Source organism: Joostella sp. CR20 (assembly GCF_038433465.1).
GTDB lineage: Bacteria > Bacteroidota > Bacteroidia > Flavobacteriales > Flavobacteriaceae > Galbibacter.
In genome coordinates this window covers 665,978-685,595 of sequence record NZ_JAESVF010000001.1, presented here as the reverse complement: position 1 = coordinate 685,595, position 19,618 = coordinate 665,978, and the positions used below count along the sequence as shown (strand labels likewise).

The window sequence follows — 19,618 nt, the reverse complement described above, 5'->3', positions numbered from 1 at the left end:
TAATTGAAGTTTAACCTAAAACCTGAGTTGCTTTTTGGAGTCGGTTTACGGTTTCTTCTTTTCCGATAAGTGCTATAATATCAAACACATGTGGTCCTTTCATCTCACCCACCAAAGCCAAACGTAAAGGTGGCATTACTTGTCCGAAACCAAGTTCCTTACTAGCAATCCAATCTTTAACAACAGCTTCTATAGTTGTCGATTCGAACGTATCGATACTATTAATTACCTGTGCAACTTCATTCATATACTCATTGGTATTTTCTTTCCATTGCTTTTTGCTAGCCTTCGCATCGTATTCCGTAGGTGCAACAAAAAAGAAACTTCCAAGATCCCAAAAATCAGCTACAAAATTGGCGCGTTCTTTTATGAGTGTAACTACATTTTCAACGTAATCAATAGCTGTTTCAATTCCGTTTTCCTTTAAAAAAGGCAGAAAACGCGTTGCTAAATCGGTGTCTTCTTTTTGTTGTAAATACTTATGATTATACCATTTGGTTTTATCTGGATCGAAACGAGCGCCCGACTTATGTACACGGTCTAATTCGAATGCGTTTACTAATTCTTCTAAACTGAAAATTTCTTGTTCGGTTCCTGGATTCCATCCTAAAAATGCTAAGAAATTTATCACAGCATCGTTAAAATAACCATCTTCTTTGTATCCACGTGAAACATCGCCCGTAGCAGGATCTTTCCACTCCAACGGAAACACAGGAAAACCTAACTTATCGCCATCACGTTTACTCAATTTTCCTTTTCCTGTAGGTTTTAAAATAAGTGGTAAATGTGCAAATTCTGGCGCTTGCCAATCGAAGGCACGGTACAATAATACGTGTAATGCCATAGATGGTAACCACTCTTCTCCACGAATAACATGTGTGATATCCATTAAATGATCATCGACAATATTTGCCAAATGATAGGTTGGCATCCCGTCGCTTTTAAACAAAACTTTATCGTCTAAAATATTGGTGTCGATTTCAATATCCCCACGAATAATATCGTTTAACTGAAGTTTTTCATCTTGTGGCGATTTAAAACGAATTACATAAGCCTCTCCGCTATTTATTTTTTCTTGAACTTCTTCCGCAGAAAGTTTTAGCGAATTGTTCAATTTTAAGCGATTGTGCCAATTGTAAATAAACGTCTTTCCTTTTTCTTCGTGGTCTTTACGGTGCGCATCTAATTCTTCTGGAGTATCAAAAGCGTAATAAGCCCAACCAGACTCAATTAATTGGTCGGCGTATTGTTTGTACAAATCTTTTCGTTCACTTTGACGAAAAGGACCGTATTTTTGTTGAATTTCCACAGAAGAATTTGGACCTTCATCATACGGAATTTGTAACCAATTTAAAGCATCTACAATGTATTGCTCGGCTCCTTCAACATATCTAGTTTGGTCGGTGTCTTCAATACGTAACAGAAAATCACCTCCATTTTTTTTAGCAAATAAATAATTGTATAAGGCAGTTCTAACACCACCAATATGTAGCGGTCCCGTAGGACTTGGTGCAAAACGCACGCGCACTTTATTACTCATCGTTTTAATTTTTGGCAAAGATACCTTTTTTGATTTGAGTAATGAAAAAAGAAACTGCCTGAAAAGTTCATTTTTATCATATAAAGCTTCACTCCGTATCTTATTAAACCTTGTGTTAGTAAGGTAAGATTCCGAAATAAATTCAGAATGACATCCGTAGACTTTTCAGGCAGTTACAAAGAAATTCTATCCTTTATAAATATTTTTTGGAATACCAGCTTTGTTAAGTAAAAGCGCAGTAGTTTTATACATTACATAGTTTTTAGTAACGTATAAATAACCTTCGTAGTCATTTTTTGTTCCCCAAGAATTTTTAACAATGTAATATTCTTTATTGTTTTGATCTTTTGCTTTTCCAACAATTTGCATCGCATGATCGTCGGTAGTGCTATAATTATCAAAAGCTTGCTGTCTTAATTCAGCAGTAATTGTAAGTTCGTCTTTCGGACCGCTAAAAAGCGATTCTTTTTCTTCAGCAGACATTTTTGCGTATTCGGTTTCAGGTACATACGCAACGCCGTTTTTCCAACTAAAATATTTTTCACTCACATCGGCAGCCCAACCTACTGTATATCCTTTGTCTAAAGCATTATCGATTGTAGAAATCAAATCGGTTGTACTGATATTGTACGCATAATCAAAACTCCAATTGTCTGGAACCGCTAAAAATACATCTTGGTATAATGGCTCGTCTGGAATTGAAGTTAGCTCAACATAATCGTTGGCATTAATCCCAATTACTTCTTGAGCAAAACTTTGTGGCGTGTATGTTTTTCCGTTGTAAGTAAACGATTCTGGAACTTGACCAAGGTAGCTATCTAACACAGCGGTAAAAGCTGTAATCCAATTTGGAGTTAAATTTCCGTTTTTATTCTGAATAATTCCATCGAGCATCCCTTTCAATATTGCTTGCATTTCGCCAAACCTATTGATATCGGTACCGTAATTTAAACCTGTATAAACCTCTTGCGGAAGCGCCCCGTACTTTTTGTAAATATTCATCACATCGTGCAATTCTCCACCGTCACCCCAACTTACATTTCCGTGCATACGCACATAATTTTTAGCTTTTTCGATGTACACACATCTAGCTGTATAAATTTCAGAAATATCAACAGGAGTTTTGCCTTCTCTCAACATTTCAGATTCAATGAAAGAATTCCCAGAATAGCTCCAACACGTTCCGCTACTTCCTTGATTTTTTACTGAAGTTCTTTCAAGGTTAATAAGTGGTTTAAACATAAAACCTTCTTTTGCGCTTAAACTCGTATTTCCGTCGAGCGATTTAATCAATTCGTCTTGTGCCTGTGCTGTTACAGAAATAACAACGGCTGTAGCTGTTATGAATAGCTTTTTCATCTGTAAATAAATTATTTTTAGATTAGAGGGAACGCCTATAAAAGTATGTAGACCTTCTTGGGTTAATTTTTAAACGTAGCAAGTTACCGAATAATTGGCAACCAAATTCTTAATTTTATGGTAATACTGATACTTTTCAGCAACAGTTGTAAACTATCGCTTCTTTACTTATAATTTATGCTGAAAATTAATGCTTTGCTTTTTTAAATAATTTACTGAAGATTTGAAAAACAAACAGCACAATAAATCCAATAATCAAACCTAAAAGAAACTCTTTAAGCATGGTTGGCATCCACGGAAAAAGATGATGAAAAAAATCAATGTTATGATTAAAAATTCCACCAGAAACCAACAATAAAGCAAGCGTACCTATAATGCTAAGTGCCTTAATTACCTTTGGAAGCGCACTTACTAAGAGTTCGCCAATTTTGTGTAAAATGCTGTTTTTACTTTTGCTTTTATCAATTAATTTATAACCTGCTTCGTCCATTCTAACAATAAGCGCAACAATACCATACACCCCAACAGTAGCAAGTAATGCAATAGCACTTACCACCAAAATTTGTTCGAGAATTGGTTCTCCAACAACAGTCCCTAGAGCGATAATTACAATTTCAACCGATAAAATAAAATCGGTTATAATAGCGGCTTTGATACGCTCTTTTTCTACCGCCAAAATTTCTTCTTTTGTTTGCACCACTTTTAATTCTTCCGCTTTGGAGTTGTGGTGAGGCACAAAATAATGGTAAATTTTTTCGGCTCCTTCGAATGCCAAATACAAACCTCCAAGAATTAAAATAAGCGTAATGGCCCACGGCAAAAAGGCACTCAATAAAAAGGCAATTGGTAAAATTATAATTTTATTTAGCAACGAACCTTTGGTTATTGCCCACAGCACAGGAATTTCTCTTGAAGATGCAAACCCAGACGCTTTTTCGGCATTAACCGCCAAATCGTCTCCTAAAATTCCCGCCGTTTTTTTGGCTGCTATTTTACTCATTGCCGCCACATCGTCCATAAGGGTAGCGATATCGTCGAGAATTGCAAAAATTCCTGATGCCATATTTTATAAATTAAATTCAGCATAAAAATAACAGAATATTTCGAAAAATTACAGAAGCTGTTTTAACACATTAAAAAAACGCTACAAAACACTGAAATCAACCTATTTTCTAAGTCAGTTAAAATTCATAATTTACAAACGGTTTATTTCAAGTAAACTACCTTGAGTCAAGCTCACGATACGATAAAAAAATTCAAGGCTGATTTTGGCACAAACGTAGGAACATTTAAATCTCGATTATCGAGTAAACTAGCGCTATTTTTAGAAAAAATTACAATGAATTCAATTCAAAACATACAACAAAAACTCGAAAAGTTTTTAAGAAAATACTACACCAACGAACTGATTAAAGGGGTGTTACTATTTGTAGGAATTGGTTTAGTTTATTTTATTTTAACTGCTTTACTCGAATATTTTTTGTGGTTTGGCACCACTGGCCGACTCATTTTGTTTTGGCTTTTTGTACTTGTTGAAATGTTTTTGTTTGTAAAATTTATTGTGAATCCGTTGTTGTACCTCTTCAAAATTCGAAAAGGAATAGATTATAAAACAGCTTCAAGCATTATTGGAAACCATTTTCCCGAAGTAGACGATAAATTGCTTAACATTTTACAACTTTCCGATAATACACAACAATCGGAACTACTCTTGGCAAGTATTCAACAAAAAAGCGAACGTCTGTCGCCTATTCCCTTTCAATCGGCTATAAATTTTAAAAGCAACTTAAAATATTTGTGGTACGCACTAGCACCAATATTTTTTATACTGATAGTTATATTTTTAGGTAAAAGTAATTTATTTACAGATAGTTACAAACGTGTAGTAGATTATAAAACTGCATATACACCACCTGCGCCTTTTGAATTTTTTATACTGAATGATTCGCTTACAACACTAGAAGGAAAAAATTACACTTTACGCGTTCGTGTTGCAGGAAAGCTCATTCCTGATAATATTCAAATTGCAATCGACAACAATTTGTATTATCTACAAGAACAATCGTTGGGAGAATTTGAATATCAATTTGCTCCAACTTCTGAAGCTGTAGATTTCAAATTAACGGCCAATTCGGTAACATCTCAAAAATATACGCTACGTGTTATTCCGACGCCAACGTTGGTGAATTTTGAAATGAAGTTGAACTATCCATCCTACACCGAGAAAAAATCAGAAATTATAAAAAGTACGGGGAATGCAATTATTCCTGAAGGCACCGAAATTACGTGGCAACTTCAAACTGCAAAGACAAAGGAAGTTTCGCTTCAGTTAGCAGATACCACTTTATTCTTTCAGCAAAAAGAAAACAATTTTCAATTTTCAAAAAACATATACAACAATACCAATTACACCATTGCAACAAGTAATGAAAATTTAAAGAATTACGAAAAGTTAGGGTTTTCAATATCGGTTGTTAAAGACCAATTTCCAGAAATAAAAGTTGAAGAAAAAACAGACAGTTTAAACTTAGATTCTAAAGTGCTTCTGGCACAAGTTTCGGACGATTATAAGGTTGATAAAGTAGAAATAGTGTACGCTCCGCAGGGCACTGATAGCATACAAAAAGTTGAAATTCCTATTAAAAAATCCAGTTACGACCGTTTTGTCTATGCTTTTCCAAACAACTTAAATTTAAAAGAAGGAACCAATTACGAATATTATTTTGAAGTAACAGACAACGATAAAATTAACGGTGGAAAAACTACAAAAAGTAACGTTTTTAATTACCGAAAACTAACCAAAAGTGAAAAGCAAAATAACCAACTAGCACAACAAAAAGAAGGAATAAAAAAACTAGAAAATTCGCTTGAAAAAGCTGTAGAAAATGAAAAAGAATTACAAGAAATCAATAATATAAATAAGCAAAAAGAACAGCTAAATTTTAACGATCAGAAAAAAATAGAAAACTTTTTAGAGCGACAAAAGCAACAGGATGAATTGATGAAACGCTACCATAAAGACTTGGCTAAAAATTTGGAGGAATTTCGAGAAGAAAACAAAGAAAAGTCTGAAATGAATAAGCTTTTACAAGAGCGAATTGAACGGCAACAAAAAGAGTTGGAAAAGAATGAAAAGTTGATGGAAGAATTGCAAGAAGTTGCCGATAAAATTAATAAAGAAGAGCTTACCAAAAAATTGGACGAATTGGGCAAGCAACAAAAAAAGGATAGTAGAAATCTAGAGCAAATTTTAGAACTCACCAAACGATATTACACCAGTGCAAAAGCAGAAAAAATTAAAAACGATTTAAAAGATTTAGCAGAAAAGCAAAAAGCACAATCGGAAAAATCTAGTAAAGAAAATACAGCTGAAAATCAAGAAAAATTAAACGAAGAATTCAATAAAATTAAAGAAGAAATCGATGCTTTAGAAAAACAAAATGATGCTTTACAACAACCAATGGATTTAGGAACGGATGCTAAAAAAGAAGAAGATGTTAGTAAAGAGCAACAAGAAGCAACCGATAAATTAGAAGAACAAGAGCAAAACCAAAGTAAGTCTGAAGGCAACCAAGGAGAAAGTCCTGCAGGAGAGCAAGCAAAGCAAAAGCAACAAAATGCTGCTAAAAAAATGGAGGAAATGTCGGTAACAATGCAAGGAGCCATGCAAGGTGGCGAACAAGAAAACACTGCTGAAGACGCTGCGATGTTACGACAAATTTTAGACAATTTATTAGTGTTTTCTTTTGATCAAGAAGACATCATGAAGCGTTTAGAAAACTATGAAGGTGAAAATTTAAACCTATCGGTATATTTAAAGAAGCAAAAAGATTTACGTACCCTATTTGAACATGTTGATGACAGCTTGTTTACACTGTCGTTACGACAACCAATGCTGTCGGAAACTATCAACAAAAACATTACCGACATTTATTATAACATCGATAAAACACTTGAAGAGTTTGCAGAGAACAGATTTTATCAAGGTATTTCGCATCAACAATATACCCTTACTTCAACCAATGAATTAGCAGATTTTTTAAGTGAATCTTTAGACCAAATGCAACAAAACATGTCGATGTCTGCAAGTGGAAGCGGAGGTGGTTTTCAGCTTCCAGATATTATTCAGTCGCAAAAGCAGTTAAATGAGCAAATGGAAAAAGGGATGAAAAAAGGCGAAGATGGAGAAAATTCAGAAGAAAAAAATGGAAATAAACAAGGGGAACAAAATAAGCAACTGGGCAACGAAAAAATGTCTGGTGAACTCTTTGAAATTTACAAACAGCAACAGCAATTACGAAATCAATTAGAGCAACAATTAAACAATTTAAACGGTGAAGGCAGCAAGCAAAGTGCTAAAAAATTAGCACAGCAAATGGAGCAAATTGAAAACGATTTATTAGAAAAAGGATTTAATAGAACAACACAGCAAAAAATGCTTCAGTTACAGCACCAACTTTTAAAATTGGAAGATGCAACTTTAAAGCAAGGACAAGATCAGCAAAGAGAAAGTCAAACAAACACGCAAACATTTCAAAACGAGGCAAAAGATAATTTACCAGAACTACAACAATATTTTAATGAAGTTGAAATATTAAACAGACAAGCCTTACCTTTGCGGCAAAATTACAAGCAAAAAGTAAACGCATATTTTAAAGGAGATGATTAGTTTTAATTACGAGTGCGAGTTTAATATTGAAAATGAGCAAAATTTTTCGGATTGGGTGCTTAAAGTTCTTACATCTGAAAACAAGCAAGCGGGAGAAATAAACTACATATTTTGTGATGATAATTACTTACACGAAATTAATGTAACGTATTTAAACCATGATACACTAACGGATATTATCAGTTTTGATTATTCGGATGCGCATACCATTGCTGGAGATATTTTTATTTCAGTTGAAAGGGTCAAAGAAAATGCCGACGAATACAATGTTCCGTTCGATACTGAATTGAAAAGAGTAATGGCACATGGACTTCTTCATTACTGCGGATATAAAGATAAAACCGAAGAAGATACTAAAATAATGCGTGCGAAAGAAGAGGAAAAGATCGCTTTATTTTAATTTTTAAAAAGCGTACAAAATAAAATCAGCAAGGAAAAGCTGATTAGTCTTCTCGAAGAAACACAGAAATAATAAGGCTTAACAAAGCTGTTTCACGTGGAACGAAACAATTGTTAACCAAGATAACTTTAGAAATTCATTTTTTATGTTTGATAAAGAATACGATGTTATTGTAGTTGGTGGTGGACATGCAGGATCGGAAGCTGCTGCTGCTGCCGCAAATATGGGTGCTTCTACCCTACTTATAACTATGAATTTACAGAATATCGCACAGATGTCGTGTAATCCTGCCATGGGCGGAATTGCAAAAGGGCAAATTGTACGAGAGATAGATGCCATGGGTGGATATTCTGGAATTGTAAGTGATAAAACTGCCATACAATTTAAAATGCTCAACAAATCAAAAGGTCCAGCAATGTGGTCGCCACGTGTTCAAAGTGACCGTATGCGTTTTGCTGAAGAATGGCGATTAATGTTAGAGCGTACTCCAAATTTAGACTTTTATCAAGAAATGGTTTCTGGTTTAATCATAGAAAACGGAAAAATACGTGGGGTAAAAACATCGTTGGGAGTTGAAGTAAAATGTAAATCTGTTGTACTCACCAACGGAACTTTTCTAAACGGATTAATTCATATTGGAGAGAAACAATTTGGTGGTGGTCGCGCAGGTGAAAGAGCAGCAACAGGAATCACAGAAGATTTAATAAACTGTGGTTTTGAAGCAGGACGAATGAAAACAGGAACGCCTCCAAGAGTTGATGGAAGATCGTTAGATTTTAGTAAAATGACCGTACAACCAGGAGATGAAATTCCTGAAAAGTTTTCATATTCTGATGAAACAAAACCGTTGACTAAACAACGCGATTGTCATATGTCTTATACAAGTGAACAAGTACACGATTTGCTTAGAGAAGGCTTTGATAGATCACCAATGTTTAACGGTAGAATTAAAAGTATTGGTCCGAGATACTGCCCTTCAATTGAAGATAAAATCAACCGATTTGCAGACAAAGACAGACATCAACTTTTTGTAGAACCAGAAGGTTGGGATACGGTAGAATATTACATAAATGGATTCTCAACTTCACTTCCAGAAGATGTACAATTTAAAGCGTTACGATCGGTAGCTGGGTTTGAAAATGTAAAGTTTTTCCGTCCAGGATATGCTATAGAATACGACTACTTCCCTCCTACACAACTTAAGCATACTTTAGAAACTAAATTGGTAGAAGGTTTATATTTTGCAGGACAAATTAACGGTACTACAGGTTATGAAGAAGCAGCTTCGCAAGGACTCATGGCAGGTATAAATGCAAGTCTTAAAGTACAAGAAAGAGATCCTTTTATATTAAATAGAGACGAAGCATATATTGGAGTTTTAATAGATGATTTGATTACAAAAGGTACAGAAGAACCTTATCGAATGTTTACTTCTAGAGCTGAATATCGAACTTTACTCAGACAAGATAATGCCGATTTACGATTAACACCTAAGAGTTTTGAGATTGGATTAGCATCAGAAAAAAGAATGAAACGCATGGAAGAAAAGCAAAAACTTTCTGATGCGTTTGTAGATTTCTTTAAAGAGACTAGTGTAAAACCAGAAGTTATAAATCCTATTTTAGATGAAGTTTCTTCTGCTCCAATGAAGCAATCAGATAAGATGTTTAAGATTTTTGCGCGTCCAAATGTAACTTTAGATTTGATGCGAAAAGTTGAAGAAGTAGATACTTATATAACCGAAAACAATTTAGATCAAGAAGTTTTAGATCAAGCTGAAATACAAGTAAAGTATTCTGGATATATTGAAAAGGAAAAGAACAATGCTGATAAATTAAGCAGACTAGAAGAAATTAAAATTCCTGAAAATTTCGATTACAACAAACTTAAATCGTTGTCTTTTGAAGCAAGAGAAAAACTTAAAAAAATTAAACCAAGAACACTATCGCAAGCATCAAGAATTAGCGGAGTTTCTCCAAGCGACATAAGTGTAATGTTGGTTCATATGGGGAGATAATTGCTTTCAAACGAATAAAAATTAAAAGAGGGTTCCACGTGGAACTCTCTTTTTTTATATTAGAATTAATAAAAGAAAATTAAGTCATAAATACTATCTTGCAGCTTTTAAATTCAATGGAAGAAAAAGTAATTATAACTGCAAAAGATCATTTAGTAACCAACGAACAATTTAATATTGTTACTACAAATATTGATGGATTACTAAAAACTTCTCCTACTCCAACTAAAGAAAAAATTGGTAACTATTATCAAAGTGAAAACTATATTTCACATACAGATGCTAAAAAAACATTAGTGGATAATATTTATCAAATTGTGAAAAGTTATAGCCTAAATAAAAAATATAAATTACTGAAGAAATTAAATCCAGAGGCAAAAACTTTATTAGATATTGGAAGCGGAACTGGAGACTTTATATCGTATTGTAAAAAAGGTTTTGATTGCTACGGAACAGAACCAAGTGAGGTAGCAAGAGAAAAATCAATTTCTAAAGGAAACAAAGTAGTAGTATCTACAGAAGAATTAGAAATTAAAAAATTTGATATCATTACCATGTGGCATGTATTAGAACATGTACACGATTTAGAATTACAAATAAAAAAGTTAAACGAATTACTAAACAAAAATGGAGCTATAATAATAGCGGTTCCAAATTACAAATCGGAAGATGCTAAACACTACAAAGAACATTGGGCTGCTTATGATGTACCTCGACACATTTGGCATTTTGATAAACATTCCTTTAAAGAACTATTTAAAAAAGAAAATTTATTTGTAGTAAAAATCTTACCAATGATTTTTGATTCATTTTATGTGAGTTTACTTTCAGAAAAAATTAAAACTGGGAGGAACAATTTTGTAAAAGCTTTTAAAAATGGACTACAATCAAACTTAAAAGCAAAATCTACGGGAGAATACTCTTCGCTCATCTATATCATAGAAAAAAGAGATAAAGACTCATTTTAAAGCGATTTAAGCGGTATTTAAGAATAAACTGGTATGAGTGTATCAAATAAATTAAATCAGCTTATAAATTCAAAATAAAAAGGGTTATAAAAATAAATAAAAATTATATTTATAATAAAATATATAAAAAACATTTATAATTAGAAATAAAATTAGAAAAAGCTAAAAATCCATTTACTTTTCTATTTTTGTTCGAAACAAAATTTAAATCAACTAACACATTTGTTTTTTTGATTTTTTAGAATTGAAAAACTAACAACATGAAAAAAATTCTTTTAGTAGCTGCGATTTCTTTAGCAGCAATTTCTTGTCAGCAAAATAAAATTGCATTTGTAGACAACACAAAATTGATTAACGAATATCAAGAGAAAATTGATATAGAAGCAAAATACAAATCTACTATTGAGAATTTTGACAAAAGAGCCGATAGTATAGCTAAAGTATTTCAAGCTGAAGCGCAAGCTTTTGAAGCAGAAGCAAAAAGTATGTCACAGTCGAGTGCTCAACAAAAATATAACACTTTGTTACAAAAGAGACAGGCAATGGGACAGCAACTTCAAATGGAAGAACAACGTATCTCTCAAGAAAGTCAGCAAGAAATTGATAGCTTGATTAAAAAAGTAAGATCGTTTGTTAAAGACTACGGAAAAGACAACGGGTATACTTTTGTTTTAGGATCTAACGATGCAGGAAGCGTAATGTATGGAGAACCTTCTAACGATATTACAGATGCTGTTTTAAAAGCAATTAACGATGCTTACAAAGCAGAGTAAATTAAAAATTACAACAAAAAGTTAAGGCGCTCAAATTGAGCGCCTTTTTTTGTATCTTCATATAAAACAAATTTGTTGAAAAAGAAACACTTCATAATTGTTGGTGGGCTCCTTGTATGTCTATGTCTCATTGTTATTTCGGCAAATACTATTATTTCGAATATTCTTCAGAAAAAAATAACAACACTCAACAACTACAAAATTGAGGTAGAAAATATAAATACAAATGTTTTAACTCGAACTGTTACAGCAACAAATATTAAAGCTGTAAATGATAACAAAGACAGTTTACAGTTGAATGAAATAACTATCGAAGGAATTGATTTTGCAATAATATGGAATCAGAAAGAGATAAAAATTGATAAGGTAATTGCTGAAAAAGGATTGCTGAATCTTCATCAAAAAAAAGAAAAAAATAAATCAAATTCAGATGAAGATTTTAAGTTGAATGTGAAACGAATAGCTTTCAAAAACATTGATGTAAACTATTCTTCTGAAAAAAATAATAGACCACTTCAAACAAAAAATATTGAGATTGAAATTGATAGTTTTCAACTCGATTTAAATTCAGAAAAAGAAAAGATAATTTATAAAGATTTCAATATAAAAACTGAAAATACTGTAGTTCCTATCAATGATCATTTAGATTTTAAAATCGGTAAAATAGCAATCAATAAAAAATATATAAAAACTGAAAAGCTAACGATAAAAACACTCTATTCAAAAGAAGAATTACAGAAGCACATACAGGTTCAAACAGATTGGGTGGACTTAGAAATTGATAGTATTTTAATAAACAATTACACAAAGAAAATAGCAAACGATACCACTTTGTTTGATGCCAAAACAATGGCAATTTATAAAGCCGATTTAGAAATTTACAAAAATAAGCTCCTCCCCGAGCCCAACAAATACAAACCTTTGTACAGTAAAGCAATTCGAAATTTACCTTTTAAAATAAACATTGCAGAAACGGTAATTGAAAATAGTAAAATACAATACAGTGAACGTGTTAAAAATTACGATGAACCTGGCACAATTGTATTTACCCATGTAAATAGTAAAATTGAAAATCTAAGTAATCTTCAAAATGTACCAGAAACTTTTATAGACATACACTCTAAATTTATGGGTGATGCACATTTTAATTTGAAATGGAAGTTTGATGTTAATAACAAAGCAGATTTTTTTACACTTCACGGAAATATGCAAAACTTAAATGCTGAAGAAATAAATGCTTTTGTAATGCCAAATATGAATGTGAAAACATCTGGAGCGATAAGAAGCGTAATTTTTGATGTTTTTGCAAATGAAAATGAAGCCAACGGAACTTTTCGATTAAAATATGAAGATTTTAAAATTACTATTCACAAGAAAAATACAACGGTTATAAATAAATTCTTCACCAATCTTGCTAATTTGTTTTTGAAGAATACTAAAAAAGACAACAAAGATGTGAGTATAAAAGTTGAACGCGATAAACAAAAATCGTTTTTTAACTATTTATGGTTGTGTGTGCAAGAAGGAACTTTACAAACGGTGTTGTAATAAAAACGTCGAACTAAATTAAAAAATACAAACAAAGTACAACTGCGATAATGTAAATGGTAATCTTCATAGCGCCATCAAAGTCTTTTGCTATACGCTGACCAATTAAAAAGATAAAAAGTACAATTAAAGAAATTATACAACTTACAATAGCAATAAAAGCATTATTGGAAGCAAATAAATACACAATCCCAATAATGGCTAAAACGCCAGCAATAAGCTCTAAAATAGTTATTAAAAAGAGTGTAAAAGGTAATAGCGGAACTACAAAAGTATCTTTGAAATGAGTTTGTAAAAAACTGAGGTTACCATTCCAATCGGTTACTTTATCGATAAAACTAAACAGAAAAGTAATGGCTATGAACACAAGCAAACAAACAGCAGGTAGAATTTGTAAATATTGTTGCATGTTTATGGAGTTCTAATATCTTCAATTACATTTTCAAGTCGTTGTTTCTCCTCTGGAAAAAATCCTTGTAAAACTAAAACAAATCCAAAAATAGCAATGATAATGCTTATAATTCGCTTAATTTTAAAAATACGTCTCGGTGTAAGTTTACTACGTAATTGTTTAGCCAACAACATTTTAATACAATCTACAATTAAATAAGTAATTAAAATAGTACTGATAAAAACAAAAATACGCTCATCATTCATTTCGAGTTTCGGACCAAAAATAATAATGATACCTAACCAAAAACCTAAAACGCCAATATTTATAAAATTCAGTAGAAAACCTTTTAAAAACAATTTAAAATAATTACGTTTTACAACCACTTGATTGATAGCATTCCGTATATCTTTTTTATAATCGCTTTTACATTTTATAAATGAAATAACCCCGTAAACAATAAGTAAAACACCACCAAAAATAAACAACGAAGGATCGTCTTTTATTTTAAAAAGTAATTTATTGGTACTAAAATAAGCTATTAAAATAAAGGAAATATCGCCAAGTACAACGCCAAGATCAAAACTTAAAGCAGCTCTAAAACCTTTAATAGCACTGGTTTCGAGTAATACAAAAAAAACCGGACCAATGGTAAAAGCTAAGAGAATACCGAGCGGAATTGCTTTAAAAACATCTTCTATCATTCAAATAATTTTATAGCAACTTCAATTTAAAAAACTGAAGTCAATGAAAATTGCTGGTTAAGCTTAAAAAAATTGGTCGATTTATAAATTGCTTAGGTATGTCAAAAATAAAAAATCATCATAACATATTATAAATTATGATGATTTAATACGGTTTTGAGGAATTAAACCCTCAAAAAATAGGTTCTAAATATTTTAGATTTCTATAATTCGTTAATTGTACCACCTACAAAAGTTTGTTTATCTAACACACGCGGACTCCCATAAACATTGATGGTCCCTCCTACTTTAACTTTTGCACTTACATATTCGGTTGCATTTACATCGGCAACGCCACCAGCTTTTACGTCCACATCGGTTTGTTCAGATTTTAAATCGCCTCCTTCAAAACGTCCGCCAGTATTTACACTTACATCTTGATTTTTTGCAGTACCAGAAACAGTTACAACACCAGCAGTAATTGCTTTTGTGTTGAGTCTTTCTACTTTTACATCTGCTTCAATTTTAGCACCTTCTTGCGCACGTAATTCAAGATCTACTTGTTCCATAGTTTCTTTTACAGCAATCATAGCGTTTTCATTGGCATCCAAAATAGAAACCATATCAGCAGTATAAAGAACAACAAAAGTGGTATAACCGTTAAAAACTTCGTTGATATTCATTCTAATTTTTAATTTTCCTCCTTTGTTAACAAACACAACATCCGAAGGATTTTTACCAGAAACTACTGCTTTATTTTTTGGTCCTTGAACTATTTTAACTGAAAGTCCGTCGTAAGCTTTAACTTCATGAAACTCCCCTAATTCTTTGGTTACATTGTCTTGAGCAATGGTTAAAGTTGAAATAAATAAAAATGCTATTAAAAATATATTTTTCATTGGTCTTGATTTTTACTCGATTACCGAAATTTAAATATTCCGAAGCTTCCTTCGAAATAAAATTTGTTCCTTTTAAAATACCTCGAATACTTGCACCGAGATAGATTACTAAAGGTAAGTAACAAAACAACTGAAAATAAAATTTAAAATATTAAAGTTTGTTAAAGTGAATTTATGCTGAATGAAATCAGATACTAAAAACTAAATTTTCTTCCCAGTTAATTCAAAATCTAAATGACGTTTTACCAAATCGGTACTTTTTAGTTTTACAAAAACTTCATCCCCCAACTGATAAGTATTCTTGGTAGATTCTCCAACAAGGGCGTATTGCTTTTCATCAAATACGTAATAATCGTCTTTAATATCTCGTGTACGAATCATTCCTTCACACTTATTATCGATAATTTCAACATAAATTCCCCATTCGGTAACTCCAGAAATAACACCCAAAAATTCTTCGTCATAACGACCTTCCATGAATTTAATTTGCATGTATTTAATAGAATCTCTTTCTGCGGAAGTTGCTAAATGTTCCATTTGTGAAGAGTGTTTACACTTTTCTTCATACTGCTCTGCATTTGCAGAAGCACCACCGTCGAGATAATGTTGCAACAAACGATGCACCATTACATCTGGATAACGACGTATTGGAGAGGTAAAATGTGAATAATAATCGAACGCCAAACCGTAATGCCCAATATTATCGGTAGTATAAACAGCTTTACTCATAGTACGGATAGTAAGCGTATCTACTAAGTTTTGCTCTTTGGTACCTTGTACTTCTTCGAGTAAAGCATTTAAAGAGCTTGTAACCGATTTTTTGCTCTTCATATTAATGCTGTATCCAAACTTAGAGATAACACCTTGTAACAGCATTAATTTCTCGTCGTCTGGCTCGTCGTGAACACGATACACAAAAGTTTTCTTCTGCTTTCCAATATATTCAGCAACCTTTCTATTTGCCAACAACATAAATTCTTCAATTAATTTATTGGCATCTTTAGAGGTTTTGAAATAAACACCAACGGGTTCGCTTTTATCGTTTAATTCAAATTTAACTTCTACTTTATCAAAAGAAATAGCTCCTGAATTTAAACGACGATTACGCATTTTCTTAGCCATACCATCTAGCGTAGTAATAGCATCTGCAATATGCGGTTCAACTTCATAACTCTCGCCGGTTAGAGAAACATCCGCAGGAACAATATTGTTTTGATTTTCAATCATGGCTTGTGCTTCTTCATAAGCAAAACGTCTATCGGAATAGGTTACAGTTTTTCCAAACCACTGCTCTAACACTTGCGCATCTTTATTCATTTTAAAAACTGCAGAAAACGTATATTTTTCTTCATTTGGACGTAATGAACACGCGCCATTTGAAAGAATTTCTGGAAGCATTGGCACTACTCTATCTACCAAATACACTGAAGTAGCACGATTGTAAGCTTCTTCTTCTAAAACAGAATTTGGAGTAACATAATGCGAAACATCGGCAATATGAATACCAACTTCATAGTTGCCATCTTCTAAAATTTGAAACGAAAGTGCATCGTCAAAATCTTTAGCATCTTTCGGGTCGATGGTAAAAGTTGGTACCGAACGCATATCTCTACGTTTAGAAATTTCTTCTTCGGTAATTGAAGTATCTAACTGATTTGCGTAAAATTCTACTTCTGCAGGAAACTCATAAGGCAATCCATATTCTGCTAAAATTGCATGAATTTCGGTATTGTGTTCGCCTGGTTTACCAAGCACTTGAATAATTTTTCCGTTAGGAGAATCGGCATCTTTTGGCCAATCGATAATTTCAACAATTACTTTGTCGCCATCTTCGGCATCGCCAACTTTATTTTTAGCAACAAAAATATCGCTATACATTTTAAAATCGGTCGGATTTACAAAGGCAAAATTCTTTTGTAACTGAACGATTCCTACAAATGTTGTTTTTTTACGTTCTATAATTTTTGTGATTTCGCCTTCCATCTTTTTCCCTTTTCTTCTTCTAGGAAAAACATACACTTCCACCACATCACCATGCAAAGCTTTGTTGAGTAAATTAAAAGGCACAAACACATCAGAGTCTAAATCATCACAAATAACATAAGCGTTATTTCTTCCTGTCATATCCACAACTCCTTGGTAATAATTTTGCGACGGAATTGCTTTGTATTTACCACGCTCCACCTCTTCTATGCGTTTTTTTTCTTTTAATTGCCCTAAGCGTTTTATCAGTAAATTTCGACTACTTGTATCGGTAAGATTAAGTTTTGCAGCTATTTGTTTGTAGTTAAAACTTTGGTCTTTATTACTTTCTAAAACTGTAAAAATGCCTTTTGTAAGCTCATTTTTCTTTTGCTTTTGGGCTCTTTTTTTTCTTTTTGTCATAAACTTTATTTCTTTTAGAAATGTACGAATTATTATACGAGATAGCTAAAAAACTTTAAAAGTTAATTCAACATAATAATTACTAAAAGTAGTTTAGTATTTACGTAATATAAACTTAACATCTAGTAAGATAATTCATTTCTAATACTTTGTATTACAATTATTTAAATATTGGTAAGGTTGGTTTGATACATGAGTAAATAGGAGAAACTAAAAAGTTTTAAAAAAATGTTAAATTCTATGTAACAATTAGCAATTTTAATCGTCTATTACATAGAATTAGTTTTTTAAAAATTGAAAAAATTATATAAAATAATTATCTTTTTTGTCATCCTATTTATAGTAGGTATTATATCTTTTGCTAGTTATATTAACTATTCTTTGGAAAAGAAAGAACTTACCGAGACGGAAAAAATTCAGTCTAAAAATACCACTACTTACGTTTTATAAAGATATCAACTTCTTTTTAAATATTATTTTCCTTATTTTTAATCAATTACACTAATTTTTAAAATGTAGAATGCGAATAAATTTCGTTTTACAAAGTTTTAAAAAAGCATTAGTGATTTAATTTTTCTAGATGAAAAACTTCGTTTTAATTACTACATATACCTATCCGCATGAATATGTGGTACTTAAGTTTTTACTAACGGAAGAAGAAATACCTTTTTATTTTGAAAACGAAACCATGATAGGTATTTCTCCTTTTTATTCCAACGCACTCGGCGGAATTAAACTCTTTGTACACCGCGATTACGCAAATTACGTACGCGAACTCATAAAAGATTTAGAAGCTCCAGACAGCCATCTAAAAATAGTTTAACACTAACTTCTACAAACTATTTTTTTTTAAAAAAGACTAGAAATAATAAAATCTAGACAATAACTAAATTTTAAAAATTCAAAACACTTTTAAGTTATTAACTATATAAACATATATATCTTTTTTCTTTTTTAAAATTTAAAATAAAATGATGGTTATTATAGTCTGTTTATATGTGGCAAAACTTTTTTAAAGTTTGTTTGTTGTATAAAGTTATACGGACTTATAAAAAGCTATTAACAACTTATAATTTTATAAAGACTTGAAATTGAATAAATTTTAAGATTTTCTTCACAGTTGTCAACAACCAAACTAACATCTTTTTTTTAATAATTAATACTGTTGATAGCTGTTAATAACTGCTGAAAACTGGTTGATGAATTGTAAATTAAAAAACAAACTTTCTAGTTGTGTAATTGAAATATTTTTACAAATTGACATCAATACTTATAAATGCAAATTTATTTAATAGATTTCACTAAATAATTATCAACAATTCGTGTGTTTTTGTAAAATACTGATAATTAATAAATTGTAAAATTAAATTAACACGGCTGTTTATAAGCCTAAAAAATACTATTTCTTACCTTTGTTATAAACAACGTAAAACACTTTAAATTAACTTAATCTCAAGCAAACCAAATAACTATCTTAAACACTGTTTTTCGAATTGTAAAATTATAAATTGAATAGTGTAAAAAAGGTATTTTAATTAACAGCATATGAAAATAGCCATCGGAAACGACCACGCAGGAACAGCTTATAAATTTGCAGTAGCTGAATTTTTAAAAGAAAAAAATATTGAAGTTGAAAATTTTGGAACCGATGATGCTTCAAGTGTAGATTATCCAGATTTTGTACATCCCGTTGCTAAAGCTGTCGATACAAAACAAGTTGATTTTGGAATTCTTATCTGCGGAAGCGGAAATGGCGTTGCAATGACAGCAAATAAATACCAAAATGTACGTGCTGGTTTATGTTGGACCAAAGAAATTGTAGCACTTACCAGAGCACACAATAATGCAAATATACTTTGTATTCCTGCACGTTTTACAGCTATTCAACAAGTTTTAGAAATGGTAGAAACCTTTTTAAACACAGAATTTGAAGGTGGCCGTCACCAAAACCGAATCGATAAAATTACGCTTCATTGTTAAAATAAC

At 31.8% G+C, this 19,618-nt stretch carries 15 protein-coding genes; 8 read left to right on the top strand and 7 right to left on the bottom strand.

Annotated features, from left to right (window positions below; genetic code table 11):
* Positions 1-10: 10 nt before the first annotated feature.
* The 3 genes from gltX to JMA43_RS03000 form a co-directional block, all read right to left on the bottom strand.
* Positions 11-1,540 carry a glutamate--tRNA ligase gene (gene gltX / locus JMA43_RS03010; protein ID WP_342154807.1) on the bottom strand — a complete coding sequence of 510 codons (1,530 nt, stop codon included), beginning with the start codon at positions 1,538-1,540 and terminating at the stop codon, positions 11-13.
* Between the two features lie 186 nt (positions 1,541-1,726).
* Complete coding sequence (locus JMA43_RS03005; protein ID WP_342154805.1) at positions 1,727-2,899, bottom strand: aminopeptidase C; 1,173 nt, start codon at positions 2,897-2,899, stop codon at positions 1,727-1,729.
* Between the two features lie 187 nt (positions 2,900-3,086).
* Positions 3,087-3,962, bottom strand: a complete 876-nt coding sequence (locus JMA43_RS03000; RefSeq protein WP_342154803.1) for a DUF808 domain-containing protein — start codon at positions 3,960-3,962, stop codon at positions 3,087-3,089.
* A 276-nt stretch (positions 3,963-4,238) separates the two neighbouring features.
* On the opposite strand from JMA43_RS03000, the gene JMA43_RS02995 reads away from it, so the two are divergent.
* The 6 genes from JMA43_RS02995 (at position 4,239) to JMA43_RS02970 (ending at position 13,274) form a co-directional block, all read left to right on the top strand.
* Positions 4,239-7,568 (top strand): hypothetical protein, encoded by a 3,330-nt coding sequence (locus tag JMA43_RS02995; protein ID WP_342154801.1) that lies wholly within the window; start codon positions 4,239-4,241, stop codon positions 7,566-7,568.
* On the top strand, positions 7,561-7,968 hold the full coding sequence (gene ybeY / locus JMA43_RS02990; RefSeq protein ID WP_342154799.1) for an rRNA maturation RNase YbeY: 408 nt from the start codon (positions 7,561-7,563) through the stop codon (positions 7,966-7,968). The genes JMA43_RS02995 and ybeY overlap by 8 nt, the downstream gene beginning before the upstream one ends.
* A gap of 145 nt (positions 7,969-8,113) precedes the next feature.
* Positions 8,114-9,985, top strand: coding sequence for a tRNA uridine-5-carboxymethylaminomethyl(34) synthesis enzyme MnmG (mnmG, locus tag JMA43_RS02985; RefSeq protein WP_342154797.1), 1,872 nt, complete (start codon positions 8,114-8,116; stop codon positions 9,983-9,985).
* Positions 9,986-10,101: 116 nt separating this feature from the next.
* Positions 10,102-10,953, top strand: coding sequence for a class I SAM-dependent methyltransferase (locus tag JMA43_RS02980; RefSeq protein WP_342154795.1), 852 nt, complete (start codon positions 10,102-10,104; stop codon positions 10,951-10,953).
* Between the two features lie 260 nt (positions 10,954-11,213).
* Entirely contained in the window at positions 11,214-11,726 is a 513-nt protein-coding gene (locus JMA43_RS02975) for an OmpH family outer membrane protein (protein WP_342154793.1), read from the top strand.
* 75 nt (positions 11,727-11,801) lie between these two features.
* Entirely contained in the window at positions 11,802-13,274 is a 1,473-nt protein-coding gene (locus JMA43_RS02970) for a hypothetical protein (RefSeq protein ID WP_342154791.1), read from the top strand.
* Positions 13,275-13,287: 13 nt separating this feature from the next.
* Here JMA43_RS02970 and JMA43_RS02965 read toward each other — a convergent pair whose 3' ends face one another.
* The 4 genes from JMA43_RS02965 to rnr all read right to left on the bottom strand — a co-directional run bounded on the left by JMA43_RS02965 (position 13,288) and on the right by rnr (position 17,632).
* Positions 13,288-13,683 (bottom strand): DoxX family protein, encoded by a 396-nt coding sequence (locus JMA43_RS02965; protein ID WP_342154789.1) that lies wholly within the window; start codon positions 13,681-13,683, stop codon positions 13,288-13,290.
* Positions 13,684-13,685: 2 nt separating this feature from the next.
* Entirely contained in the window at positions 13,686-14,369 is a 684-nt protein-coding gene (locus tag JMA43_RS02960) for a LysE family translocator (RefSeq protein ID WP_342154787.1), read from the bottom strand.
* 203 nt (positions 14,370-14,572) lie between these two features.
* Entirely contained in the window at positions 14,573-15,247 is a 675-nt protein-coding gene (locus JMA43_RS02955) for a head GIN domain-containing protein (RefSeq protein WP_342154786.1), read from the bottom strand.
* 201 nt (positions 15,248-15,448) lie between these two features.
* Entirely contained in the window at positions 15,449-17,632 is a 2,184-nt protein-coding gene (gene rnr / locus JMA43_RS02950) for a ribonuclease R (RefSeq protein WP_342154784.1), read from the bottom strand.
* A 580-nt stretch (positions 17,633-18,212) separates the two neighbouring features.
* Between rnr and JMA43_RS02945 the strand changes: the two genes are divergently transcribed.
* Both JMA43_RS02945 and rpiB read left to right on the top strand, forming a co-directional pair.
* The gene (locus JMA43_RS02945; RefSeq protein WP_342154782.1) at positions 18,213-18,455 is read left to right on the top strand and encodes a DUF2007 domain-containing protein; all 243 of its coding nucleotides are present in this window, start codon (positions 18,213-18,215) and stop codon (positions 18,453-18,455) included.
* Positions 18,456-19,177: 722 nt separating this feature from the next.
* The gene (gene rpiB, locus JMA43_RS02940) at positions 19,178-19,612 is read left to right on the top strand and encodes a ribose 5-phosphate isomerase B (RefSeq protein ID WP_342154780.1); all 435 of its coding nucleotides are present in this window, start codon (positions 19,178-19,180) and stop codon (positions 19,610-19,612) included.
* The last annotated feature ends 6 nt before the right edge of the window (positions 19,613-19,618 follow it).

Bases quoted from the DNA above. Each gene is read 5' to 3' on its own strand.
- rnr (WP_342154784.1), bottom strand. From the start codon at position 17,632: ATGACAAAAAGAAAAAAAAGAGCCCAAAAGCAAAAGAAAAATGAGCTT.
- JMA43_RS02965 (WP_342154789.1), bottom strand. From the start codon at position 13,683: ATGCAACAATATTTACAAATTCTACCTGCTGTTTGTTTGCTTGTGTTC.
- gltX (WP_342154807.1), bottom strand. From the start codon at position 1,540: ATGAGTAATAAAGTGCGCGTGCGTTTTGCACCAAGTCCTACGGGACCG.
- JMA43_RS02980 (WP_342154795.1), top strand. From the start codon at position 10,102: ATGGAAGAAAAAGTAATTATAACTGCAAAAGATCATTTAGTAACCAAC.
- JMA43_RS02975 (WP_342154793.1), top strand. From the start codon at position 11,214: ATGAAAAAAATTCTTTTAGTAGCTGCGATTTCTTTAGCAGCAATTTCT.
- JMA43_RS02945 (WP_342154782.1), top strand. From the start codon at position 18,213: ATGAAAAACTTCGTTTTAATTACTACATATACCTATCCGCATGAATAT.
- JMA43_RS02995 (WP_342154801.1), top strand. From the start codon at position 4,239: ATGAATTCAATTCAAAACATACAACAAAAACTCGAAAAGTTTTTAAGA.
- JMA43_RS02955 (WP_342154786.1), bottom strand. From the start codon at position 15,247: ATGAAAAATATATTTTTAATAGCATTTTTATTTATTTCAACTTTAACC.
- JMA43_RS03005 (WP_342154805.1), bottom strand. From the start codon at position 2,899: ATGAAAAAGCTATTCATAACAGCTACAGCCGTTGTTATTTCTGTAACA.
- ybeY (WP_342154799.1), top strand. From the start codon at position 7,561: ATGATTAGTTTTAATTACGAGTGCGAGTTTAATATTGAAAATGAGCAA.
- JMA43_RS02960 (WP_342154787.1), bottom strand. From the start codon at position 14,369: ATGATAGAAGATGTTTTTAAAGCAATTCCGCTCGGTATTCTCTTAGCT.
- mnmG (WP_342154797.1), top strand. From the start codon at position 8,114: ATGTTTGATAAAGAATACGATGTTATTGTAGTTGGTGGTGGACATGCA.
- JMA43_RS03000 (WP_342154803.1), bottom strand. From the start codon at position 3,962: ATGGCATCAGGAATTTTTGCAATTCTCGACGATATCGCTACCCTTATG.
- rpiB (WP_342154780.1), top strand. From the start codon at position 19,178: ATGAAAATAGCCATCGGAAACGACCACGCAGGAACAGCTTATAAATTT.